General features: G+C 49.3%; 22 protein-coding genes. 13 read left to right on the top strand and 9 right to left on the bottom strand.

The window, feature by feature from the left end:
* Positions 1-156: 156 nt before the first annotated feature.
* Both AC0KUT_RS15655 and AC0KUT_RS15660 read right to left on the bottom strand, forming a co-directional pair.
* On the bottom strand, positions 157-1,002 hold the full coding sequence (locus AC0KUT_RS15655) for a DUF3014 domain-containing protein (RefSeq protein ID WP_488831327.1): 846 nt from the start codon (positions 1,000-1,002) through the stop codon (positions 157-159).
* Positions 1,003-1,102: 100 nt separating this feature from the next.
* Positions 1,103-1,567 carry an META domain-containing protein gene (locus AC0KUT_RS15660; protein WP_488831328.1) on the bottom strand — a complete coding sequence of 155 codons (465 nt, stop codon included), beginning with the start codon at positions 1,565-1,567 and terminating at the stop codon, positions 1,103-1,105.
* Between the two features lie 326 nt (positions 1,568-1,893).
* Here AC0KUT_RS15660 and AC0KUT_RS15665 point away from each other — a divergent pair, with 326 nt between their 5' ends.
* The 4 genes from AC0KUT_RS15665 (at position 1,894) to AC0KUT_RS15680 (ending at position 4,875) form a co-directional block, all read left to right on the top strand.
* Complete coding sequence (locus AC0KUT_RS15665) at positions 1,894-2,193, top strand: FeoA family protein (protein ID WP_488831329.1); 300 nt, start codon at positions 1,894-1,896, stop codon at positions 2,191-2,193.
* A 154-nt stretch (positions 2,194-2,347) separates the two neighbouring features.
* Positions 2,348-4,207, top strand: a complete 1,860-nt coding sequence (gene feoB, locus AC0KUT_RS15670; protein ID WP_488831330.1) for a ferrous iron transporter B — start codon at positions 2,348-2,350, stop codon at positions 4,205-4,207.
* A gap of 35 nt (positions 4,208-4,242) precedes the next feature.
* Positions 4,243-4,413: a FeoB-associated Cys-rich membrane protein gene (locus tag AC0KUT_RS15675; protein ID WP_488831331.1), complete on the top strand. Its 171-nt coding sequence runs from the start codon at positions 4,243-4,245 to the stop codon at positions 4,411-4,413.
* Positions 4,414-4,704: 291 nt separating this feature from the next.
* Positions 4,705-4,875 carry a type II toxin-antitoxin system RelE/ParE family toxin gene (locus AC0KUT_RS15680; RefSeq protein WP_488835764.1) on the top strand — a complete coding sequence of 57 codons (171 nt, stop codon included), beginning with the start codon at positions 4,705-4,707 and terminating at the stop codon, positions 4,873-4,875.
* 37 nt (positions 4,876-4,912) lie between these two features.
* On the opposite strand, the gene AC0KUT_RS15685 is transcribed toward AC0KUT_RS15680, so the two are convergent.
* Complete coding sequence (locus AC0KUT_RS15685) at positions 4,913-6,328, bottom strand: hypothetical protein (RefSeq protein ID WP_488831332.1); 1,416 nt, start codon at positions 6,326-6,328, stop codon at positions 4,913-4,915.
* 353 nt (positions 6,329-6,681) lie between these two features.
* Between AC0KUT_RS15685 and AC0KUT_RS15690 the strand changes: the two genes are divergently transcribed.
* Positions 6,682-7,833, top strand: a complete 1,152-nt coding sequence (locus AC0KUT_RS15690; RefSeq protein WP_488831333.1) for a Fic family protein — start codon at positions 6,682-6,684, stop codon at positions 7,831-7,833.
* 14 nt (positions 7,834-7,847) lie between these two features.
* Here the strand turns inward: AC0KUT_RS15690 and AC0KUT_RS15695 are convergent, their stop codons facing one another.
* Genes AC0KUT_RS15695 through AC0KUT_RS15705 form a run of 3 tightly spaced genes read right to left on the bottom strand, consistent with a single transcriptional unit; the run spans position 7,848 to position 10,872 of the window.
* On the bottom strand, positions 7,848-9,521 hold the full coding sequence (locus AC0KUT_RS15695; protein ID WP_488831334.1) for a phosphoethanolamine transferase: 1,674 nt from the start codon (positions 9,519-9,521) through the stop codon (positions 7,848-7,850).
* A complete protein-coding gene (locus AC0KUT_RS15700) occupies positions 9,518-10,270 on the bottom strand; it encodes a phosphatase PAP2 family protein (RefSeq protein ID WP_488831335.1) in 753 nt (250 codons plus the stop codon). Before AC0KUT_RS15700 ends, AC0KUT_RS15695 begins: the two co-directional genes overlap by 4 nt.
* Before the next feature lie 2 nt (positions 10,271-10,272).
* Complete coding sequence (locus AC0KUT_RS15705) at positions 10,273-10,872, bottom strand: protein-disulfide reductase DsbD N-terminal domain-containing protein (protein ID WP_488831336.1); 600 nt, start codon at positions 10,870-10,872, stop codon at positions 10,273-10,275.
* Between the two features lie 239 nt (positions 10,873-11,111).
* On the opposite strand from AC0KUT_RS15705, the gene AC0KUT_RS15710 reads away from it, so the two are divergent.
* Both AC0KUT_RS15710 and AC0KUT_RS15715 read left to right on the top strand, forming a co-directional pair.
* Positions 11,112-11,777, top strand: coding sequence for a response regulator (locus AC0KUT_RS15710; protein WP_488831337.1), 666 nt, complete (start codon positions 11,112-11,114; stop codon positions 11,775-11,777).
* Positions 11,778-11,846: 69 nt separating this feature from the next.
* Positions 11,847-13,256, top strand: a complete 1,410-nt coding sequence (locus AC0KUT_RS15715) for an ATP-binding protein (RefSeq protein ID WP_488831338.1) — start codon at positions 11,847-11,849, stop codon at positions 13,254-13,256.
* 34 nt (positions 13,257-13,290) lie between these two features.
* Here the strand turns inward: AC0KUT_RS15715 and AC0KUT_RS15720 are convergent, their stop codons facing one another.
* Positions 13,291-14,274, bottom strand: coding sequence for a substrate-binding periplasmic protein (locus tag AC0KUT_RS15720; RefSeq protein ID WP_488831339.1), 984 nt, complete (start codon positions 14,272-14,274; stop codon positions 13,291-13,293).
* Between the two features lie 377 nt (positions 14,275-14,651).
* Here AC0KUT_RS15720 and AC0KUT_RS15725 point away from each other — a divergent pair, with 377 nt between their 5' ends.
* The 5 genes from AC0KUT_RS15725 (at position 14,652) to AC0KUT_RS15745 (ending at position 19,003) form a co-directional block, all read left to right on the top strand.
* Positions 14,652-15,779, top strand: coding sequence for an AI-2E family transporter (locus AC0KUT_RS15725; protein ID WP_488831340.1), 1,128 nt, complete (start codon positions 14,652-14,654; stop codon positions 15,777-15,779).
* A gap of 44 nt (positions 15,780-15,823) precedes the next feature.
* On the top strand, positions 15,824-16,444 hold the full coding sequence (gene bamJ / locus AC0KUT_RS15730; RefSeq protein ID WP_488831341.1) for a BamJ family beta-barrel-assembly machinery protein: 621 nt from the start codon (positions 15,824-15,826) through the stop codon (positions 16,442-16,444).
* A gap of 77 nt (positions 16,445-16,521) precedes the next feature.
* The gene (rdgC, locus tag AC0KUT_RS15735) at positions 16,522-17,439 is read left to right on the top strand and encodes a recombination-associated protein RdgC (RefSeq protein ID WP_488831342.1); all 918 of its coding nucleotides are present in this window, start codon (positions 16,522-16,524) and stop codon (positions 17,437-17,439) included.
* A gap of 189 nt (positions 17,440-17,628) precedes the next feature.
* The gene (locus AC0KUT_RS15740; protein ID WP_488831343.1) at positions 17,629-18,672 is read left to right on the top strand and encodes an FAD:protein FMN transferase; all 1,044 of its coding nucleotides are present in this window, start codon (positions 17,629-17,631) and stop codon (positions 18,670-18,672) included.
* A gap of 19 nt (positions 18,673-18,691) precedes the next feature.
* Positions 18,692-19,003, top strand: coding sequence for a putative signal transducing protein (locus tag AC0KUT_RS15745; protein ID WP_488831344.1), 312 nt, complete (start codon positions 18,692-18,694; stop codon positions 19,001-19,003).
* A gap of 101 nt (positions 19,004-19,104) precedes the next feature.
* Here AC0KUT_RS15745 and AC0KUT_RS15750 read toward each other — a convergent pair whose 3' ends face one another.
* Positions 19,105-20,379 (bottom strand): sugar phosphate isomerase/epimerase family protein, encoded by a 1,275-nt coding sequence (locus AC0KUT_RS15750; protein WP_488831345.1) that lies wholly within the window; start codon positions 20,377-20,379, stop codon positions 19,105-19,107.
* 339 nt (positions 20,380-20,718) lie between these two features.
* Positions 20,719-21,660 (bottom strand): LysR family transcriptional regulator, encoded by a 942-nt coding sequence (locus AC0KUT_RS15755; RefSeq protein ID WP_488831346.1) that lies wholly within the window; start codon positions 21,658-21,660, stop codon positions 20,719-20,721.
* Between the two features lie 153 nt (positions 21,661-21,813).
* On the opposite strand from AC0KUT_RS15755, the gene AC0KUT_RS15760 reads away from it, so the two are divergent.
* The gene (locus AC0KUT_RS15760; protein WP_488831347.1) at positions 21,814-22,749 is read left to right on the top strand and encodes a sodium-dependent bicarbonate transport family permease; all 936 of its coding nucleotides are present in this window, start codon (positions 21,814-21,816) and stop codon (positions 22,747-22,749) included.
* The last annotated feature ends 5 nt before the right edge of the window (positions 22,750-22,754 follow it).

The following is a 22,754-nucleotide window of genomic DNA, read 5'->3' on the forward strand; positions in this document are numbered from 1 at the left end:
CTGGATGGTTTGCGCGCCAAAACTCACAAAAAATATTTTTATGGGTTTGTTTAAAAAAGCAGAAAAAGTTACCCATCTACCCAATAAAAAAGGGCCGCATCAATGCGACCCTTTTTTAAAACAAAATGATTAGCAAAAAAAATGCACCGGACTAGATCAGTGCGCCATTATGGCTGCGCGCAATTGGCGCAAACTGGCCTTAACACTGCGCGCATTTTCAGGGCCCATACGTAACATTAACTTGTGAGTTTGGGGCAGTTTTTCCAATGAAGGATCAGCAAACTGATAAAACACCTTAGGGTGAACCAATAATAAATCGCCGCGCTCATCAGGTGCCGCTAACACATTATCAATCGCTGCAATCATCACCGAGTGAAAGTTGCTTTTCTTCAAACCTAATTCCGTAAACGCCTCTTCCAATAATGGATAAAAGCGAAAATACAGCGCGGCGGCAGCTTTGGAGTCGATTAATGCAAGCGTCGTCACATAGGTTTCATAGCGATCAAAATTAGCCGCGCCTATACGCTCCTGCTCAACGGCTTCGCCCTCTATCATTACGGTATAGCTCTCCGCTTTAAATGGCGGCGGTGGCGATACGACTGGACGATACTCAGTGACTATCTTGCCTTCTGCAACCGCATTAGTGGCTAATACAAATTTACGCAGCACTTCCTGCGGCACCAACAAATTCAATAAGCCCTCACCACGTAAACTATTAAGTGCATCTAGTATCACGCTGTCACTTTCATTGAGAAGAGGCAGTGGCTCGAGCACTTCTTCTGGCTCTTTCGGTGCTTCATAATCAACCATAGGCACTGGCGCTGGCGCTACTTCTGGCTCAACAATGGGCGCTACGGCTACAGGTTTAATCAGAGTTTCTAGCGTCGGCTTTTCACCGCGCATAAAAAAGAATGCTACTGCGCCCAAAATAATTAATACGACTACCACAGCGATAGTGGTTGCTGAGGAGCTTTTCCGCGAAGGACGGTAATCTTCTTGCATAGGTACTTCCTTTAAAGTGAGAGCAGACAATAATAAAGAGGCTGAGCGAGCGCTATTCTAGCGGGCCAATCAGTCTAACAGGCCACCAGCGATTTAACCCTTAAGGTGCTGGGGTAAATTCTAAAATTATTCGACTCTTATAGTCGAGCAACTGCAAACGATTTTGCGCCAAACGAAAAACTGCGCTGCTATTAAGCCCTTCTAATAGCCTCGCCTCAAGCCCACCCGCGCGTGCTGAACAATACATACGCGTTGTTGCTAGCTGATTAAACCTAAGCCACGCGAGCGATTGTTCATAGCCACCGGTAATGCGGTTACAGCCAGTAAAGCCCTGCAACCTTTGTGTTGCCGAGAGTTGAATAAAAGGAATTTTTTGCCCTTGATCATAACTCAGCGCAACACCTTTTATGGCACTGAGATGCCAATAGGTATCTACAAGCGGCAACTGCACTTGCTCAACCTTCGGCTCAGGGGCCGGTTTGTGCGCGCAGGCAATTAAGGTTGCCGCCATGAAAGCGCCAATCCCAACGCCCTTTATTGCCCCTGCAAATTGAACCAGCTTCATAACCCCTCCTAAATGAAGTCAACGTGATATACAAATCGGCCTATAGCTTAACAGCCCTGCTTTGATTGGGGGCTAAATACCCCAAAACCCTTAATTGCGACCTTGAACCCCACGATTAGTGCCGCCTATATAGAGCCCATTTATAGAGCCCGTTTACTTGCGTCAGACACTCATCATCTTTAGAAGACAAGGTTGCAGCGCAATCAATCCACAAAAATCATCCGAATATCTACTGTGCGAAATTGCAGCCGCTGTGCAAATAAGGTATTCTTTCTAATAATCACTCTCATTTACATTCAGCAACACTTATCTATGAGCCAATCACTATGAACAGTGCTGTATTTCCTGATGCCATGCTCACCAGCTTGCGCTTAGACCAGTGCCGCAAGGGCGCGCAATTGCGCGTGACCGCAGTATTGCCGCAGCCACTGTTCGGCACACAAGATGAGAGAGTTAGCCTGCGTCTTAAGGAACTGGGGTTTCTACCCGGTGCACTGCTCAAGGTTATAGGTTTCGGCTTAATGGGTTCAGACCCACTGGCAGTGCAAGTAAACGGCACTAAGTTTGCGCTGCGCCGCGCCGAAGCCGCAAAAATCGGAGTAGAAGTGATTTCTGGTAGTATTTGATTAAATTTGTTAGGTAGGGCTTACCAATAAAGCGATCCAAAGATACCTACAAAAAGGCCACAAAAGATCGATAAAAAGCCTCACAAAAAGTCGACAAAAAATCTGCCTCGCCCCTATCAGCTAGCCCGCTTCACCAACATTAGGTAGTAGTACCATGTCTGCTCCAACGCTACGTTTCGCACTTATCGGCAACCCCAACTGCGGTAAAACCTCGCTCTTCAATCGCTTAACTGGCGCGCGCGCTAAGGTTGCCAACTATCCCGGTGTTACCGTTGAGCGTCGCTCCGGTCAAATACAGGGTTTGAGTCGCTCGGCAGAATTACTCGACTTACCCGGTACCTACAGCCTCTTTGTCACCTCCCCCGACGAACAGGTAGCCCGAGATGTTATTTTGGGTAGCTTTGCCGGAGAAATACAACCCGATGTGCTTATAGCCGTAGTCGATGCAACCAACTTACGTTTGGGACTACGCTTGGTGATGGAGCTAAAAAGCCTCAATCGCCCCATGATATTGGCGCTCAACCAAATGGATGCCGCCGCCAGCCGTGGCATTAGCATCAATACCGCCGGCCTCGCTCAGGCTATTGGCATTCCGGTCATTGATACCGTGGCCGTTAAACGCCAAGGCGTAGATGACTTGCGCGCTGTTCTCAATGAGTTTGCCCAGCAACCACCCTTAGCCAAAGGTGAGCAAGCACTCACCCTTAGCGATCGCCAAGAATCTGTTGAAGCGCTCTATATTCAAATTGAAAACATTGTGAAAGACAACGTGATACAGCCCGACCACTTGCCGCTCTGGCAGGAGCGGCTCGACAGTATCGTGATGCACCCCGTGCTCGGTTTATTGGTGCTGTTCAGCGTCTTACTGACCATTTTCCAAGCGGTATTTGCCTGGGCGGGGCCTGCAGTTGACCTCATAGATGGCGGCTTTGGAGCACTCAGTGAACTGGTCAGCACCTATATGCCCGCAGGGATTTTGCGCGACTTTATTGCCGACGGCGTGATTGCAGGCGTAGGTGGCGTACTGGTGTTTTTACCGCAAATTATTATATTGTTCTTCTTTATATTGGTATTGGAAGACACTGGCTACCTCACCCGCGCCGCCTTTTTGCTTGATCGCCCCATGCGCGGCCTAGGCCTCTCTGGCCGTTCGTTTATCCCGCTGCTGTCCAGCTTTGCCTGTGCCGTACCGGGCATTATGGCCACGCGCACTATCTCCGACCCGCGCGAACGTTTTATCACCATCATGGTCGCCCCACTCATGACCTGCTCGGCGCGCTTGCCAGTCTACGCCCTGATTATCGCCGCCTTTATACCCGAGCAAACGGTATGGGGCATCTTCAACCTGCAGGGCTTAACTCTGTTTGCACTCTACTTCGCCGGTGTCGCCAGCGCCGCCTTAGTCGCTTGGATCATGCGCCGCAACCAAACTCGCGAGGAATATCCACTCCTGCTGGAGCTGCCCAGCTACCGCTGGCCCATGGCCTACCATTTATTAATCGGGCTGCGCGAACGTATTTGGATTTTCGTGCGCCGCGTAGGCACCATTATTCTTGCGCTCTCGATAGTGCTGTGGTTTTTAGCTACATTCCCCGGTGCACCAGTAGGCGCAACCCAACCCGCCATTGAATACAGCTTTGCCGGTCAACTCGGCCAATGGATGCAACCGCTGTTCGCGCCCTTGGGCTTTAGCTGGCAAATGTGTATAGCGCTCATTCCCGCTATGGCCGCGCGCGAAGTAGCCGTAAGTGCCTTGGCAACCGTTTACGCCGTAGGCGGCGAATCAGTCGATGCCGCATTAGGCGTTGCCCTCGCTGCAAGCTGGAGCCTGCCGGTCGCCTTCGCCTACCTCGCCTGGTTTGTGTATGCGCCCCAATGCATATCCACCATTGCCGTGGTCAAACGCGAAACCAACTCGATAAAAGCCACCGCAGGCTTTACTATTTATTTATTCGCCCTCGCCTACTTTGCCGCCTGGGCGACCTACCAAATTGCCCTGCTATTATCCCAATAGGGTTTAGCAGAATTAATATTTAAGAGGAGGCAAATATGTGGCAAGAAATTATCGTAGGCGCCTGCGTACTCATCGCCTTCATCTTTCTCGTACGCCGCTGGTGGCCCTCCGCCCATAAAAAAGCCGCCGCCTGCGGTGGTTGCAGCGGCTGCGGCTCAACGAGTACGTCTAGCTGTGCGAACCCAGAGGATAAGGGGAAGTTTTGATGCAGTTATTGCCCCGCGTCGCCTAGCAAACTAACGACACATCAATACCCCCCCCTTCAATTAGCTTACGGCTTTATGTACTGGGAAATATTCGTCGCGGCCAGCAAGATGCCGCGCAAGACAAAGCCATTACCGCCGAACAACTTCTTAAAGATATTCAAGCATGGTGAGATGGCCAGATCACGCAAGAGTGCAGCTGCGCCATATTTATGACTAGATAGCCCAGGATCAGCGCATTACGCTAAGCGTGTTGCAGAGGCACTGGCAAGCAAATCACTCACCATTAATGCACTGCCCCACAAAGGGAAAATAGTTACAGAACTCAAGGACGAAACAGTAAGAGAAACTTCGCTCTACTCCTACCGTATTTTATATGAAATTAAACCCACTCAAATTGACATACTCGCCGTAATCCATAAGCGCCGAGACCTGCAGCCAGAAGATATTCACCGCGAGCGGTAAGCACTATACATATGCCAGGGAGGACATCGCTCAATCGTCACACAACACGTAAATCAACAACAAAATTACTTTCGCCATCACCAGCTTTAACTTCACTAATAGATAACTCTTCTTCAGTTCGCTCTTTAATAACAGAAAATATTTCAGCCCACTCAGATAAAGCTCTATTGCAAGGTAGCTTATTGGTACTAACCTCTAAAATTATGGCACCCGCATTATCATGGTCACGAGTTTCAAATTCAATTTCTGATGTTTTTCCATTCATATATGCAAGCTCTTTTAACACAACATTGGCATAACGAATAATTTTGTCTGGGTCATCCCCTTCCATTCGAACATAAAACCCATTTTTTCCATTAGCATCTTTAATAGGCTCCACCGTATAAGGAGGGCGACTTTCAAATATCACCTCGCAATCCTTAGGCGCTGTATTATCTAAAGTTAACACCGCCTGTGCAGATTTCATGGGGTTTAGCCACATCACTTGGTGCTCAAGCCCAAAGTAGTATCGACCCGCGTATTCGAACACATCAGGCTCTGAAGGAAACACAAAAAGTGTTTCAGGCAAGGTAATTTTTTGCAACAGGCTGCGAGCGTCTGCCGTCCTAACCTCAAAGAATTTCTCTTGTTCATAAAAACATAAAATTTCTGTTTTAATAGGCACAACTGCACTTAAGGAACACTGACCACCATCAGCCTTCTCAAAAGACAATAATTGATCAACCTCTAGCGCTCCGGTTAACGCATTCAATCGCATAAACTTTCCCTTACAGCAGAAATATATTTTTCCCTCTGTGATTTTCATGTTTAAGGCCTGAGCCTCAATCTTCATTTCCCAGAGCAAGGCGCCGGTATCAACCCTACAAGCGCGAACACCATAAGACGTCGAATCAGAACCAAAATATACGATTAGAGCCGCATTATTTTCATCAGAAGCATCAACCTCAATATGGGTCGAAAGAACTTCAGCACCCAACTCTTCAGTCCAAACGCTCTTCAACTCAGAATCAAAACAATGAATTGTTTGACTGGCATAGCCATACACATATTCATTATGAGACTTTAATCTGTAATTAATTCTAGGGACATTTATAGCTGCAACTTCCCTTTCACCAAGGTAAGCAACTATTTTTTTGTCCTTTCTTTTACCGTCAACGTAAAATACTTTTTCACCAATAGTTTCGCAATCAGAACAATATCTGTGATTTTTTATGGAATCTATTTTCCATCCATCAAAGGACAGATGCTTTGTTGTGATTTTTCCTGCGGCATCTTTATATTCAATCCACGCCCCATCATCAACATAAAAAATACCATACAGATCAGGATCGACAGGGTGCAATGGGTGTAAATTCTCATCATAGAAAAAATATCTATCCCTTCGATACATATGATCATTAACGATTACCCAATCAGCCCCTCTACCAAACTCTCGAACTTCACATAAAAACATCTTAATTTTCCTTTAAATTACTTGAACGACTTCTACAAAATCATTGAAATTTTTGCTCAAAGCCTCAACCCAATCATCAAGCTGATAGCCGGAAATGTAATCGCTAATTCAGGGCGCCCACCAATTAAAAGCGTTAATGCTAGGCGTTCTCCATATTTTTGCTAAGAGTATATAAGCCTTTCATGCCAACCCACCACGCTTTAGAGCCGTAAAACCCACCCAGCAATCCCCCAAAACTTGCCATATGAGCCGATTAAATGCATTATTCGGCTCATATGGTGAGCTGAATAATATATTTAATCGGCTCATACCTGATTCTTTTCCTACCTAGGCCCCATATACGGAGCTAGCCCATGGTTGATTACACACCGGATATTCGCTGGATTTGGCAACAGCCTGAGTGGCCTGTATTTCATTGGCAGCAGCAAACGCTGGAGCCTTTGTTGCGCAAAACCCATATGTCGCTGGGTTTACTCTTGGGGCGCGCGGGGGCGGAGGATGCGAGCTTAAGTGCGGCAGCGGCGCTGGATGCGCTTTTGCAGAATATCTTGAACTCCTCGGCGATTGAGGGGGAGCAGCTTAATGCTGAGTCTATGCGCTCTTCCCTTGCGCAGCGCTTGGGGCTGTTGCTTGAGGGGGATGCGCTTAGCTATTCACACACTGCGCGCAGCGAGGGTTTGGCCGAGCTGATATTTGATGCGGTGCAAAATATTACCGCGCCACTGGAGCTGGAGCGCCTGCTGCAATGGCACCGCTGGCTTTTTCCCGACGATGCACCTCGCTTAATTTCGCTCGCCGTTGGGCAACTGCGCGGCGACGAACCCATGCAGGTTGTTTCCGGTCGCATCGACAAGCCAAGGATTCACTTTGAAGCGCCGCCGCGCACGCAATTGGATGCGCAGCTTAGTGAGTTTATTGCTTGGTTTAATCGCACCCGCAACCATGCGCACTTAGACCCATTAGTGCGCGCCGCCCTTACCCACTTTTGGTTTATTACGCTGCACCCATTTGAGGATGGCAATGGACGCATAGCGCGCGCACTGACCGATTTGGCGCTGGCGCAAACCGACAACCAAGCCATTCGGCTCTACGCCATGTCCACAGCCATTTTGGATAAGCGTGCGGATTATTATCGAATACTGGAAACCACTCAGCGCGGCGACCTTGACTTAACCGACTGGCTGGAATGGTTTTTACTAACACTCAACACCAGCTTGAATACAGCGCTCGAAAAAATGGAACGCGTGTTACACAAACGTCGCTTTTGGCAAAAATTTCAGCAGGAAACATTTTCGCCCGAACAGCGCAAAGTGCTTAACCGTTTACTCGATGGCGGCGAGCGCGGTTTTGAGGGGGGAATTAGCGCTGCGCAATATCAAAAAGTGGCGCAGGTCAGTAAAGCGACGGCGACGCGCCACCTCACTGATTTATTGAGCAAAGGTTGTTTGGAGAGATTGCCGGGGGCGGGGCGCAGTACGCGCTACAAAATCTCCCCGCCTCATTAAAATATTAAACAACCTTAGTGCCGACAACCCTGCAGCATATCCAAAGCAGGGTCATAAACCTTGGTGCCTACTTGGGTTAAGCCCAACAGGGTATGAAACAAGTTGTCGTGGGTAAACTCATCGCCGGTGCGCTGTTGTAAACAGGTCCGATCAATGACCTGCGCTTGCTCAAAACCGGTTGAAAACCACATAAACATAGGTACATGTTTTTGCGCTTCAGGTGCCAATACATAGGGCATTCCATGCAGGTATAAACCGTTCTCGCCGAGCGATTCACCGTGATCAGACAAGTAGATCATGGCGGTGTTGTAGTTTGTGTCGTTAGTTCTTAACCACTCAATCGTTTTAGCCAAAAACTGGTCGGTATAGTGAATGGTATTGTCGAAAGCATTCACTACCTCCTGATCCTTACAATCCTGCAACTGATTCGTTTGGCAGGCAGGCTTAAACACCTCTGCATCACTAGGGTAGCGATGATAATAGTCTGGGCCGTGGCTGCCTTTTTGATGTAACACAATGAGTTTGGTTTGAGCGCCGCGTGTACCCTGCATGGTCGCCAACTTTTCATCGAGTTGGTGCAGCAGCGCGTTGTCAAAACACTCGCGTTCATTGCACACTTCTGGCAGCGTCCACTGTTGAATATTTTCGTATTCCACGCGATCACAAACACCCTTACAACTGGAGTTATTATCGCGCCAATAAACGGGAATACCCGCGCGATGAATCACATCCAACACCGACTCTTGCGATTTTGCTTTTTTATCCGAGTAGTTGTCGCGTCTTAGTTGTGAAAACATGCAGGGCACAGAGACAGCAGTTTCAGTACCGCAAGAATGTACTTGTGAAAAATTAATAATATTTTCTTGCGCCAATTGCGGTGTGGTATCGCGTTCGTAGCCATTAATACCAAAATGATCGGCGCGCGCGGTTTCGCCCACCACCAATATAATTAAATTAGGCTTAGTCGCAGCGAGCGCTTGCGGCATCAGCTGCGCATCTGTACCTATAGGTGCGACTACCACAACCTCATTCGACTGGGCGGCATAGCTCATAGCAGCGTAGATGAAATTAAGCGGATTCGCACGCTGGCGAATATCTTTGTGATTGCGAAAGAAAGAAGCATATTGCGCCGACATGCTAAATATAAGCAGCAGGATTAACACGAGTACTATGGCGGTTGTTTTTACTTTACTCCAAGCTTCACCACGCAAACTACCAAAGGTTAAGCGCGTGCGTGCTACCATCAAGGCGGGGATAATCGACAGCAATAACCAGAACAGCAAGCGCCCAGAGAAAAGCCCACCTGCCTCACTCACGTCAGTCTCAACCACATTTTGAATCATTAGCCGATGTATGACGATGCCATAGGCATTCATAAAATAAGATGCTGACGCCGCGCCAAAAATAATTAAGATGAACAGCGGCTTGGCAATATAGGGAAGCACGACCAAATTCAGTATTAAAAATGTCAGTAGCCATAAGAGCAGTGCGAGGCTGAGAGCAAATAGCGCACCACCCACACTAAATACGTCGACTAGCTTATGCACTTCTCCAAAAAAAGCACTGTTGTAAAACACCACAAATACCAGCGACCAAAAAGCAGCAAATAGCCTTGGTGTGAGCCTTGAGGATAAGGGGTTAAGCCGCGATAAAAAAGCTTTAGGGGACGTTACTGCAGTTTTCATCATACTTGTTCTACACCTTCAGAAAAAATTGCGCGCGAGGCCTTGGGCATCAACAAAAAGCGATAACCCACAAGCGCCGTGAACCAACAAATAGCCAGAGTCCAAAGGTCGTGGGAGATGAAGTGCGCACCGCGCAACTGCTGCCCAAAGCCGAACAAAAAGCCGAACGCGAGGGCGCCCACTAAAAGCCATTTAGCCCAGCTAACACCGAGTGAGCGAGCGGCGAAGTAAGCGCAAACCCAAGCGTAGCCAGCGCTGGCATGGGCGGCAGGAAAACAACCTTCGCCCGTGCGCAACCAAAGCTGCTGCCACACCGACACATAAGCAAGCTTGCCGCCGAACAAATCAAACTCCCAGGGGCAAGAAACGGCTAAGTTCTGTTTAACTAGGCTAACCAATAAGCTCGCACTCACCGCACACAATACGAGGTAACCCAGTGGACGCTTATAGGCAGCCAAGCGCGCATTAAAAAAACTGGCAACAAAGCCGCCGAGACAAAGCAAAGCAACAGCGAGTGACAAGTGTTTGCCACCGCTGTGTAAAAACGCATTGGTTAACCACGCATTGCGCAGCGACCAACGCCCCCCCTCCCATTGATACAACCACTGGGCCAGATGACGATCTACGCCAAACACCTCAATAGCGAGAGAGAACAACAGCAATAACGCCAAGGGCAATTGCAAATGCCACCACCAAAAGTGCTGCGTCTGCTGTACCCCTGAAGGTGATATGTCTATTTTTTGATGACTCATAGTTAAAGGCTTAAAGCTAAAAGAGAGAAATGGGGCTGCTGTGCCAGCAAAGAATTTAATGACGCACGACTAAGCAAATGGGTTTCATTGCGAAGCTCCACACCCGATGCGCGAATACGCAAACGATAGGTCTGCAGTGGATAACACAAACCAACCGCGCTGCAGCCTTGAAAATCCACCCATACACTTAAAGGTGGCTGGTGGGCCGCGCGCCAATGCGCAAGCGGCAAGTTCACATCTAGTTGAAGTTTATAAACTTCAACTAGGCCATAGTTAGGGTCCCGTAACGACTGTGCCTGCTGTACAAATATCAATGGTTCCAGTTGTACGCCTGCCACTGATTTTTGTAGTTTGGTGCGCACTCTATGCTTGTAAAGATAATAATTTGGCGCAATTTTCCAGTGCAGCTCAATAGACTCACCACTCAACATTGCCGTAAGTTGAAACGCTTGCTCCACGGCAAGAAATTCACCTTGATGCGCGTTTAGGCTAGCCCAGCGTGAATGCTCTGCATGAGCAATTAAAGGCACGCAGCAGAAAACACCCAGCCACAGGCACCGGAAGAAACGACAAATAAAAATAGGGGATAAACCTAGGCGCATAACTAACCTCTAGAGACCTTGCGCGATGATGCACAATGTTTCTTAAGTACAACTTAAGCCACGAGAGGTACGTACAATATTAAGAGACTATTTGCGCAGTCAGGCTCTAGCTCAGGTTTGCTTAAGCTTCTAAGGGTATTTATAAGCCGAAAAGCTTTATTATGACCAAGAGCATAAAAGCTATACCTTTAAGAGAGCTGAAAGGCTCAGCCTACATTCACTGCAGAGAACAACACACTATGCGCCTACTATTAGTAGAAGATGATTTGATGCTGGGCGAAGCCCTGCAAGAGGCACTAGGGCCGCGCGGCTATGCCATCGACTGGGTAAAAGATGGCGAAACGGCTCTGCGTGCGCTGCGCAGTGAGAATTTCGATCTTATGGTGTTGGACATTGGCCTGCCGGGTATTAGCGGCTTAGAGGTACTGAAAATCATTCGCAAAGAAGCGATGATTTTACCTGTGCTACTGCTCACCGCGCGCGACACCCTTAATGACAAGGTCGCAGGCCTCGACTCCGGCGCTGACGACTATCTCCTCAAGCCATTTGATTTAGATGAATTATTAGCACGTTTGCGCGCCCTCAGCCGTCGCGCCTCAGGCCGCGCCAGCGCGCATATTATTCACGGCGAGCTCTGCATCAACCCCGACAACCAAACACTTACCTATAAAGATCAATCGGTAACACTCGCACGCCGCGAATTTATGCTGTTGATTAAACTCATTGAAAATGCAGGGCGCATTCTAAGCCGCGAACAACTCGAACAAAGCATATACGGCTGGACCGATGACGTGGAAAGTAACGCGCTCGAAGTTCATATTCACCACCTGCGAAAAAAAATCGCACCAGACTTAATTCGCACGGTGCGCGGCGTAGGTTATGTCATCAATAAAGTAGAGCTGTAGACAATGTACTCCTCCTCAAGCCTTTAATTGGTCGAGCACAAGACAACTAAAATATTAGGACAAATAGGCGTGAACTTCTTCAAGATAAAATCAATTAAACAATTTTTAATTTTCAGCCTATTGGCGATCCTCACCTGCAGTTTTTTGGTGATGTTTTTAGTCAACCGCTATTTGGCGATGATTGAAATTGATGAGCTATATGACGCGCAACTCGCGCAAACCAGCCGCATGCTGCAGGGGTTTGTCGACCGTCCCATTGATGAGATTGATTTCGACCATCTCAATAATGCGCTGCAAAATGCGGTGCAAGCCTACTCGGGTGTTGATGACGATGAGCGTAGCGAGGACGGTCACGGCTACGAAGGCAAGCTTGCCATACAAATTTGGGACCTTGAAGGTCACCTACTGCTGAAAACACCGACGGCGCCACTGCATGCACTCGCGCCATTACAGAATGGTTATTTCTTAACGCAATACGACGCCTTCGACTGGTATGTATTTAGTCGGCACATGCCTAATAATGGTCTTTGGATTATTTTAGCGGAGCGCTCTGATGTGCGCGGTGAACTTATAAATAAAATCTCTCTCAGCTCCTTCGGCGGCCTTATAGTTGCGGCCTTGTTAATGGGCTTAAGTTTAATCTTTGTAATCAGTCGCGGCTTGCAACCTCTGCTGAAACTATCCGCGCAATTGGGAGAGCGCCATATCGATAAACTAGAGCCGGTCAGTATTGAGACTCTGCCTCCCCAAGAACTAAAACCGCTGGTACTGGCCATCAACAGTTTGATGGCGCGCGTCGCACAAGATATTGAGCGCGAGCGGCGTTTCCTTGGTGATGTTGCGCACGAATTGCGCACGCCTTTGGCAGCCTTAAAACTCTACACCCAACTGGGTTTAGGTAGTCAGGATCTCGCAGGTACCAAACACAATCTCGCGCAGGTGTTAAAAGGGGTAGATCGCAGCACGCGCTTAGTTGAACAGCTACTCACCTTAGCGCGCCTTGACCCGCGCGCACTGGGCGAAAAAGAGAGCCTTAACCCAGGCAAACTTGCGCAAGAAATTGTGCAGGTACTAGCCGACTCTCGTCCCGCTAAAATGCTTGACCACAAAGTAGTCATAGCACCTGTACTCTTCACCCTTGAATTACAGGGATATTCTGTATTGTTTGGTGTAATGCTGCGCAACCTATTGGAAAATGCCTGCCAATACAGTCCCGTGCAAGGCCAGATCACACTAGACGGTGACATAACAGCAGAATATATACGGTTGAGTATTGCCGATGAGGGGCCGGGGGTGCCAGCAGATAAACTGGAATCACTTTGCCATCGTTTCTTTCGCGAACATCCAGCGGATAGAAATGGTAGCGGCTTGGGCTTGTCCATTGTGACGCGCATCGCTGAGCTGCACGGCGCTAAGCTAACCATTAGCAATCGCCGCCCACAGGGATTGCTAATTACACTGGATTTCCCACTCAACTGAATCTTAGTGTGCGCAATGTGATTGACGCCAACCCTTATTTTGGCGCTAAGGGCAGCGCCGCATCGGGCTCAAATGAAGGGCTCAACCAATAGCCCTTCACCCCCACTAAAGACTCATCAGGCAAGTCGGAATTGTGCAATTCAAATAGGCGGCGCGAGTGATTTTTTAAAGCCGCTAATGCGCCAGCAACCCGCGCATGCTGATAGAAAAATTCATCAAACTTACCATTGGCGATAATGCGCTGAAAGCCCAACTCAATACGCGCTGCCAAGGCTTTATTATTTTTATTCACAAAAAAATACATAGGCGCTGGGTAGTAAAGCAAAATGCTTTTCTCGACCACAACATCCTTTTCATGACGCTGAGCCACCTCAAACCATGCCTCCGACACCCCGCGCGGAAAGTAATCAAAACGCTGTGCTTTCAGCATACGATAGAGCGACTCAAGGTGCTCTGCAGTGGTGACCGAAAGTTTATTATCCATCAAGATTTGCGTGTCCGGCCATTGCACGCCCTGGCCTGCAACAAAGCCGCGTAATTGATTAAGGTTTTTCACTCGATCAAAGCGCGCTTGATCACCTTTACGAATCAAAAAAACACGGTAGCTAAAAAGCCCCTTAAACAGAGGAATGCGTATGGGTTGCATGAGTTGCTCGCGCGCTTTAGTCGACATTGTCCACATCACCACGTCATCTGGATCCTGAGCCACCATATTTATCCAGCGCGCTTGCGAATAATCATGGGGCGAAAAAACAATATCGATCACCTCATGTTCGCTTTTGCTTTCCTCTAAAATCATCTGCAACAAACTGACAAAATAATCCTGCGGCTGCTCCAGCGCCGTCGCCTGCACCTTAATGGGCACATGCACTTTTTGTTCGCCTGCAAGGCTCACATTATCCACCTGCGCGACCACTATTCCGCTTAAACTCGCCCCCGCGATAAAAACGATAGCCACGGCGCTTACTGCTGACTGCAGCAAGCGCGCAAGAAATGGAGGAATTAACGTCAATCGCATAAGCACCACTGCCATTATTTTTAATTTGCCTTAAAAACAGCCAAAATAGAAAGCTACGCGACACAAATCCTACGCGCTTGTGAACACTAAAGTAGAAGCATAGCAGCTTGGCGAAAAAGCTCCGCTAAGACGTCACTTTACCGAATTCTGAACTAGGGAAAAGCAGTGCACATAATTGTCGCAACGCCCACTGCGCTGCAAACGCATAACATCGCTTATATCAACCTAGCGCCCGCCAGTGCCCTCCCTACACTTACTGAGTCGCGATCAGTAGCAGCGGCAGATGACACCTGTAAAGCACTGCCGTATAGTCGAAGCCTTTGTCGACCTCGGTCCTCTTGCCCAACCCATTAGGTATTACTCTAAGGATTAGCTTCATGCAGCAACAATTGGAAACACGCACCTTCTTACTGTTTTTACTCTTGGTATCCGTTGGTTTTATGTGGGTGCTTAAGCCCTTTTTCGGCACCATCTTTTGGGCTTGCGCCATTACCATTATTTTTTATCCGCTCCAGCTTAAGCTCTGCGCACGCCTAAAAGGCCGCAACAACCTCAGCGCAATGATTACGCTGCTTACCTGCATTTTGGTGGTGGTGTTACCCGTGACCTTGCTGGTTTCCTCCGTGGTTAGCGAAGGTGCAGATATGTATGCCAAATTGGAAGCTGGTGAAGTTAACCCCGCCCACTATATCGACAAGGTTCGCACCGCCTTTCCCGCCCTGCAACAAACACTGGACCGCTTTGGCGTCGATGCAACCAAGGTTAAAGAAAGCTCTGTAAGCATGGCCATGAGCAGCGGTAAGTTCGTCGCCCAGCACGCACTAAGTATTGGCCAAAACACCTTTACTCTGCTACTCAACATCTGTCTTATGCTCTACCTCACCTTCTTTTTACTGCGCGACGGCAACTATTTACTGGAGCTGTTGATTCGCGCCTTGCCCTTGGGCGATGCACGCGAGCGCCTGCTGTTTGCCAAGTTTGGCGAGGTTACGCGCGCGACTATTAAAGGAAATCTGGTCATTGCAGTAGTACAAGGCAGCCTCGGTGGCTTTATATTTTGGGCGCTGGGTATTCCTGGCGCGCTGCTCTGGGGCGTGGTGATGGCAGTGCTATCACTCATTCCCGCCGTGGGACCCGCAATCGTCTGGGCACCGGTTGCGCTCTACCTCTTTGCCGCTGGCGACAACACCAAGGCCATTATTCTGGTGGCCTTCGGTATGGGCGTCATCGGCCTGATCGACAATATACTGCGCCCCATTTTGGTGGGCCGCGACACCAAACTGCCCGACTATATAGTGCTGCTTTCCACCTTGGGTGGTTTAGGACTTTTCGGGCTCAATGGCTTTGTAATTGGCCCCTTAGTTGCCGCACTGTTCATCGCGTTTTGGGGGATTTTCATGCGCGAAGTCAACATTCTCGCCCCCGATGCGCTCGAACCCACAGAGCCGACCACAGCAGACCAAGTGACAAACCCGTCGCCAACAAACAACGACAAGAGCGCGTAATCTGCTAGACTGCGCGCCCTTTTCATTTATCGGAGCGAGTTACCATGTCGCAAAACTATACCAGCGTTGAAGAGCGCGTCAGCTACGGCATTGGCCGTCAAATGGGCCAGCAATTGCTGGACAATCCTTTCGATGGCATAGCCAACGAAGCCGTAGCACAAGGCCTATTAGATGCTTTGGCCGGCACTGCTATGACAATTAGCAACGACGATATGCAAGCGGCGTTTGAAGAGATCAACACCCGCATGCAGGCCAAACAAGCTGAACAGAGCACAACTTTGGCCGTTGCTGGCGAAACCTTTTTGGCAGAAAATGCCAAAAAAGACGGCATCAAGGTGACCGCGTCAGGCCTGCAATACGAAATTATCAGTGCAGGTACCGGTGCAGTTCCTACCGCCACCTCTAAAGTAAAAACCCACTACCACGGCACTCTGATCGATGGCACAGTATTCGACAGTTCCGTACAGCGCGGCCAGCCTATCGACTTCCCAGTGAACGGCGTAATCGCTGGCTGGACTGAAGCCTTGCAATTAATGCCCGTAGGCTCCAAGTGGCGCTTGTTCATTCCGCACAACCTCGCCTACGGTGAGCGCGGCGCTGGTGCCAGCATCGCCCCCTACTCTGCCTTAGTATTTGAAGTAGAGTTGCTTGAGATAGTCGCTTAATCCGTGCGGGCTTAATCCCGCCGCTACTAACGCCAACTCCCTGCGGAGTTGGCGTTTTTTATTCAGGTGAATGATTTATGTGGTTTAAAAACTTACGACTGTATCGCTTAGCGGAGCCCTGGACCCTGAGCGCCGAAGAGCTCAACGAAAAGCTCGCCGAATTCAGTTTTACCCCCTGTGGCAGCCTCGACCCGCTGCGCTACGGCTTTGAGCCACCGCTCGGCCGCCACGGCAGCGAGTTTGTGCATGTGACTAACGGTTACGTGATGATCTGCGCCAAAAAACAAGAAAAAATTCTCCCCAGCGGCGTCATCAAAGAACAACTGGAAGAAAAAATTCTCGCCCTGAGCGAGGCCGAAGGTCGCCCGATTGGACGCAAAGAGCGCGACGGCATGAAAGATGAAATTATCTTCTCGCTGCTACCGCGCGCTTTTACCAAGTCCTCGCTCGACTTTGCCTATATAGCACCACAGGAAAAGCTCATAGTCGTAAACTCTGGCTCTGCCAAGCGCGCCGAAGACCTACTGAGCAAGTTGCGCGAAGCCCTCGGCAGCCTGCGCTGCTTACCCATAGCACCCAACAACTTGCCCACCCAGGTGATGACCCACTGGCTGCGCGAGCGCGCCGCGACTCATCAACTCACCTTGGGCGAAGAGTGCGAACTGCAAGCCGCCAAAGACGGCCGCGTGATTCGCTGCAAAGCGCAGGACTTAACCGCCGACGAAATCCTCAGCCACCTCGAAAGCGGCATGCATGTGAGCAAGCTAGCGCTAACCTGGAAAGAAGCCATTCACTTTGTGGTCGACGATCAACTCGGCCTAAAACGCCTCAAGTTTGAAGACTCCATCAGCGAGCAAGCCAACGAACGCAGCCCCGAATCCAAGGCGGAGCAGTTCGACGCGGACTTTGCGATTATGGCGCTGGAGCTTAAAGCCTTTATGACCGACGTTATTGCTGCCTTCGGCGGCGAAGATACCTCGGCCTATGGCGATTAAATTGCAGGTAGATTAAATCATAGGCAGATTAAATCGCAGGTGGGCAAGGATGCCCGCTACAACCACTTCAACTCACGCTTAAACACCCTATTTAACTACACCTGCGGCAGCCAAGTTCACATTCACCATGGGTTATACTGCCCGCCGCCATCACCCATTCTTATTCCTCGCCCAATCAAGAGGCTCACTATGACTCATCGTTTGCGCCGCACCGGCCAGCAGCTGTTAATTATCGCGCTCGCCAGCTTCAGCCTTGCCTGCACTAAAACCCCCGAGCTGACCAAGCTGGAAGGCTATGCACAAGGCACAACTTATCACCTGACCTTTATCACCCCCGACGGCCTCGATAGCGCGCAGCTGCACACTGAAGTAGACGCAGAGCTGCAGCGTATTGACGATGTATTCTCCAACTACCGTGACGACTCGGTCATCGAAAAGTTTAATGCAGAACAAACCACCGAGCCGCTCGTCGTCACCGCCGAAATGACTGCGCTCATTGACATAGCACGCAGCGTGAATCACGCCAGCCAAGGCTGTTACGACCTCACCATCAAACCCCTGTTTGATCTTTGGGGTTTCAAAAAAGATATATTTAGCCCACCCAGCGAGGAAGCACTCAGCGCAACACTCACCAGTGTCGGCATGGACAAACTCGAAACCCTTGATAACACCCACTGGCGCAAACAACTCCCCAGCCTGCGCGTAGACGTCTCCTCCATTGGCCAAGGCTATGCGGTAGGGCAGCTCGTAAAAATTTTTGAAGCGCACCAGATCGCCAACTACATAGTAGAAATTGGCGGCGAACTGCAAGCGCGCGGCAAGAAACCCAAGGGCGACGCCTGGCGTGTCGGCCTCGACAAACCCCTGCCCAATGAACGCAAGCTGCAAAAAATTGTCAGTTTCAATAGCGGCGCGCCTATGGCGCTCATGACCTCGGGCACCTATCGCCACTATTTCGACAGCGACGGCAAACGCTACAGCCACATACTCGATGCGCGCAGCGGCAAACCGGTAGAGCACAACACCGTATCCGTCACCATACTGCACCCCAACCCTACGATCGCCGATGCGTGGTCTACCGCATTAAATTGTTTGGGCAGCAAAGAAGGCATGGCAATTGCCAATGACAATAAAATTGCCGTGTTATTTATAGATCAGGAAGGCGACCAACTTATCGAGTCTGAAAGTCAGCCCATGAAAGACTTAACCGACGTCAGTTTTAGTCAAAAATAACGAATAAACGGAGTGCCAAATGAAACTCGTTTACACCCACGAAAATCGTTTTTTAGTTGGCAATGCCTCCAACCTGCTAGAGCAGGCGGGCATTAAAACCCTGTGGAAAAATGAGTTTGCCTCAGGCGCTATAGGCGAGGTTTCACCCTTTGATACCTGGCCAGAACTCTGGGTACTGGACGATGACGACTACCTCGTCGCCACCGAAATCATCACCACCGCACTCAGTGACAAGAATGCCCCCGACTGGATGTGCTCACAGTGCCAAGAAAAAAATGACGCTGCGTTCGAGCATTGCTGGCAATGCCAAACGGAACGCGTAAAAGCGTAACTCCCTCCCAACCTCCCCCTTTAAAAAGGGGAGGAGCAACCCTCGCCCCCGACCTAAAAAAGACGAGCCAGCTCGGATTTAGGGCTACTTGCGGCATAGAGTTAATTTAAAATCTTATAATATAAATATTCCCATGCCATCTGTACGCTATACATTGGCGGGTAGGAATAATCCTCCACCTCTGCGACCATATATTTAGGCACGTCAAACTCTGGGTGATGGAATAATTCCATCCAGTCAATTTCTCCACTGGCACCTAGCTCTTTATAATCTTTTATATGCCAGCTTAAAAAACGGTTGGGGTATTTTTTAAAATAATCTACCGCTTTTACTCCGCCCACTTGCATCCAATAAATGTCAGCCTGAAAGTAAACGTATTCAGGGTTGGTATTTTCCAAAAAGTAATCATAGATACGAACCCCCTCGACCCTGTTAAATTCATCGGCATGATTATGAAAAGCGAAGGCTATGCCCTTTTCACGGCATAGCGCTCCTATAGCGTTGTAATAATTGCTATAGCGTTTAAGTTCTGCTTTAGTTTTTACGGTTTTAAGTTGGTTATTAGACGTTGACAAATATTTTACGCCGGCGGCTACATGGTCATCTATCGTTTTTGACCACCACCTTAAGGCACTGTCCCAATCATCGCCGGCAGGAAGGTCATGAAATGTCATAGACCCTAAAAATTGCATGCCATTGACTTCTACGACTTTACGAAAATCGGTTGGCGACATCCCATAAAAAGTACCGTCATCATAAACAAAAGTTTCTACGTAGCTATAGCCCATCCGGCCTAGTTCCCGCAGAGTTGCCACAGGGTCTTTTAGCATTTCCTTGTGCAAGGAAACTAACTGAATGCCAATATTTTTATCTTTTGGGTTAGCTTTTATATAACGGGTTTTCCAAAGACTTTTACCTGACCCATCAAACCCTTCAAGCAATACATTGGTGGGGGTTTTAAAATTAAACTCGACGGCCAAATAAAAATCACCCCGCATATCGACATCTTGCATTTTCCATTTCTTCTCAGATAAAAAACGCCCCTTCCCTTTAAAAATAACGCCCTCTTGATTTTGCCCTAAGGCGATAACCTGATCACTCTTTGAGTCATAACCGATTAGCTCGGTAAGCAATGGTTTGTATTCGCCATTTTGATATTGCAGTACCTCCACCTGCATAGCCTGACTATTCATTACCGAAATGCTATTCATCTTAATAGCTGGAAATGTATCGACACTATCTGTATCCGCGTGGAGGCTACTTACCCAATGTCCGGCGTACTGATGTAAGCGGTCAGCTTGGGATTCTATCAAATGTTGTGCAAAGCAGTTTTGGCTAAAAATATAAATCAATATTATTGACGTTACAACTCTCATATTTCTGACCTGTTGTATGTTTTCATATCAGGTAAAGAGTGTTGGAGTTTACGTAATTACCAACCAACATCAGCAGTCAACTTACAACCAGCGCTTAACCATGTGAAATTCGCCTTCTAACGAGTAGAACTTATCGCATTAAAACCCTGAACCAAAGCGATACACCACGATAAACCAAGATTTCCCCGCGTGGAAGTTGAAATAACAAAAGCTTACAACTAGTCAGTAACAGCCAGCAGGAAGTTACGAAAAATATTTTACAGGCAACACTGTTTGACAAGAGCGATATAGTAGCAAATAAAGCAAGTCGCTTAAGTAGCGCTCTTGGGTGGGGTTGCCTCACTCCAACAAACCACCCAACTCATTGCGTAGATATTTTGGCTCCACTAAGTCGGCGAGGTGGGCGTCCATATATTGAATAAAATTTTGCGCGGCGACGCTTAGGCGGCGGTCGCCGTGGCGTACCAAATACCAATGGCTATGTAAGGGAAAGTCGCTCACGGCTAGGTGCGCCACGCGGGCATCCGCTTGCGCGAGAGTGTGCTCGGACAATACCGCCAAACCCAAGCCTTCCTCCACGCTCATACGAATTACTTCGTTGCTCTCCATTTGCATGGTTTTGTGCAGCGCTAGGTTTTGCTCGCGCAGCCAACCCTCAAACACCATACGCGTGGCGCTGCCGGGTTCGCGCATTAAAAAGCGCTCGTTAACCAAATCAGCAAAGTTGACTTCTTTTGCCTGCGCGGCCCAATGATTGAGGGGCGCGATTAACACCAGCGGGTTGCGCAAAAAGCGCCCGCTCACCACCTTCTCCCCCGTGGGTGGGTGGCTAAATAGATAGAGGTCGTCCAACTGCTGATCAAAGCGCTGCAGAATATTGCTGCGGTTGCCAATATTGAGCGTCACATCCACCGCGGGAAACGCCTGCGCGTATGGGCTGAGCAGGCGCGGCACTATGTATTTGGCGGTTGTCACCACCCCCAAACTAAAATGCCCGCGCTGGCCTTGCGCCGCTTGGGTGAGCAGATTGTCAAAGTCCTCAAAGCGGCTGAGCGCATCCAAAGCCGCGTGATACAACTCCTTACCCACAAAACTGGGCTGATAGCCGCCATCGCGCTGCTCTAGTAATTCATGACCCACTGCCTCGGTAAGCCGCTTGATCTGTTGAGACACCGTCGGCTGAGTGAGATGCAACTGCACCGCCGCTTGGGAGATAGAGCCAGTGCGCACCACGGCGATATAAACCTGCAGCAGGCGAAAGGTGAGATGGCGGATATTCATAACACAGTCACTCCGAGAGCAATCACACAATACATTTACAGCGCAGTATAGATAATTATCTATAAATAAAAACATAAACATTAATTATCATCTATTAACCAATCTAACGATAATGGCGCCCAGACATCACCCACCCCACGTTAGAGGTTTGCCATGCCCGATATCGTCATTATGTTTTTCCTACTGGGCGCCCTTGCGGGCGTCGCCAAGTCTGATCTGCAAGTACCTAAGGCAGCCTACGACACCCTCAGTATTTTGTTGATGCTAACCCTTGGTTTAAAGGGCGGCCTTGCACTGCATGGCCAAGTTAGCTGGCAGCTGCTACCCGAAGTGGTAGTGGTGATTCTGATTGGTGTTGCCATCCCCCTATTAGTCTACCCACTGGTACGCAAGCTCGCGGGCTTGAATCAGGCCGACAGCGCGAGCCTTGCGGCGCACTACGGCTCTGCCAGCGCCGGTACCTTTGCGGTGGCCCTAGCCTTTGCCGAAGCCAACAACCTCACCATAGCACCGCAAACCACCCTGTATTTAGTACTACTAGAGCTACCGGCGATTGTGGTGGCCATTATGATTTACCGTAAAGTAACCGGCAGCACCGCCAAGGCCAGCGCCCTGTGGCACGAAGCGCTAACGAGTCGCGGTGTAGTCTTATTGGCTGGCGGCTTGTTAATTGGCTACTGGTACGGCCCCGAGGGCAGCGCCGCAATCGCCCCCCTATTCCTCGGCGCGTTTAAAGCACTGCTAGCACTCTTCCTCCTAGAAATGGGTTTGTGTGTATCCAAACACCTTAACCCCTTCCCACTAAAGCACTGGCGGTTGATCAGCTTCGCGTTAATCGCCCCGATGTTTTTGGCTTTCATAGGTGTAGCGGCGGGCCTAGCACTTGGCCTCCCGGAAGGCAGCATCCTCATATTAGGCACACTAGTCGCTAGTTGTTCCTACATCGCCGCCCCCGCCGCCATTCGCGGCTCTATCCCTGAGGCCGATGTGGGCTTGTCGATATTTGCATCGCTAGGTGTGACCTTTCCCTTCAACGTGCTAGTGGGTATCCCTTTGTACTACCAATTACTGACATGGATGAGCGCGTAGGGGCG

This window comes from Cellvibrio sp. 25HG11W-0 (assembly GCF_057815475.1).

Coding starts and splice junctions, on each gene's coding strand:
- AC0KUT_RS15750 (WP_488831345.1), bottom strand. CDS start 20,379: ATGAGAGTTGTAACGTCAATAATATTGATTTATATTTTTAGCCAAAAC.
- AC0KUT_RS15690 (WP_488831333.1), top strand. CDS start 6,682: ATGGTTGATTACACACCGGATATTCGCTGGATTTGGCAACAGCCTGAG.
- AC0KUT_RS15665 (WP_488831329.1), top strand. CDS start 1,894: ATGAACAGTGCTGTATTTCCTGATGCCATGCTCACCAGCTTGCGCTTA.
- AC0KUT_RS15745 (WP_488831344.1), top strand. CDS start 18,692: ATGAAACTCGTTTACACCCACGAAAATCGTTTTTTAGTTGGCAATGCC.
- AC0KUT_RS15695 (WP_488831334.1), bottom strand. CDS start 9,521: ATGATGAAAACTGCAGTAACGTCCCCTAAAGCTTTTTTATCGCGGCTT.
- AC0KUT_RS15720 (WP_488831339.1), bottom strand. CDS start 14,274: ATGCGATTGACGTTAATTCCTCCATTTCTTGCGCGCTTGCTGCAGTCA.
- AC0KUT_RS15675 (WP_488831331.1), top strand. CDS start 4,243: ATGTGGCAAGAAATTATCGTAGGCGCCTGCGTACTCATCGCCTTCATC.
- AC0KUT_RS15755 (WP_488831346.1), bottom strand. CDS start 21,660: ATGAATATCCGCCATCTCACCTTTCGCCTGCTGCAGGTTTATATCGCC.
- AC0KUT_RS15660 (WP_488831328.1), bottom strand. CDS start 1,567: ATGAAGCTGGTTCAATTTGCAGGGGCAATAAAGGGCGTTGGGATTGGC.
- bamJ (WP_488831341.1), top strand. CDS start 15,824: ATGTCGCAAAACTATACCAGCGTTGAAGAGCGCGTCAGCTACGGCATT.
- AC0KUT_RS15655 (WP_488831327.1), bottom strand. CDS start 1,002: ATGCAAGAAGATTACCGTCCTTCGCGGAAAAGCTCCTCAGCAACCACT.
- AC0KUT_RS15725 (WP_488831340.1), top strand. CDS start 14,652: ATGCAGCAACAATTGGAAACACGCACCTTCTTACTGTTTTTACTCTTG.
- AC0KUT_RS15740 (WP_488831343.1), top strand. CDS start 17,629: ATGACTCATCGTTTGCGCCGCACCGGCCAGCAGCTGTTAATTATCGCG.
- AC0KUT_RS15710 (WP_488831337.1), top strand. CDS start 11,112: ATGCGCCTACTATTAGTAGAAGATGATTTGATGCTGGGCGAAGCCCTG.
- AC0KUT_RS15760 (WP_488831347.1), top strand. CDS start 21,814: ATGCCCGATATCGTCATTATGTTTTTCCTACTGGGCGCCCTTGCGGGC.
- AC0KUT_RS15700 (WP_488831335.1), bottom strand. CDS start 10,270: ATGAGTCATCAAAAAATAGACATATCACCTTCAGGGGTACAGCAGACG.
- AC0KUT_RS15705 (WP_488831336.1), bottom strand. CDS start 10,872: ATGCGCCTAGGTTTATCCCCTATTTTTATTTGTCGTTTCTTCCGGTGC.
- feoB (WP_488831330.1), top strand. CDS start 2,348: ATGTCTGCTCCAACGCTACGTTTCGCACTTATCGGCAACCCCAACTGC.
- AC0KUT_RS15685 (WP_488831332.1), bottom strand. CDS start 6,328: ATGTTTTTATGTGAAGTTCGAGAGTTTGGTAGAGGGGCTGATTGGGTA.
- rdgC (WP_488831342.1), top strand. CDS start 16,522: ATGTGGTTTAAAAACTTACGACTGTATCGCTTAGCGGAGCCCTGGACC.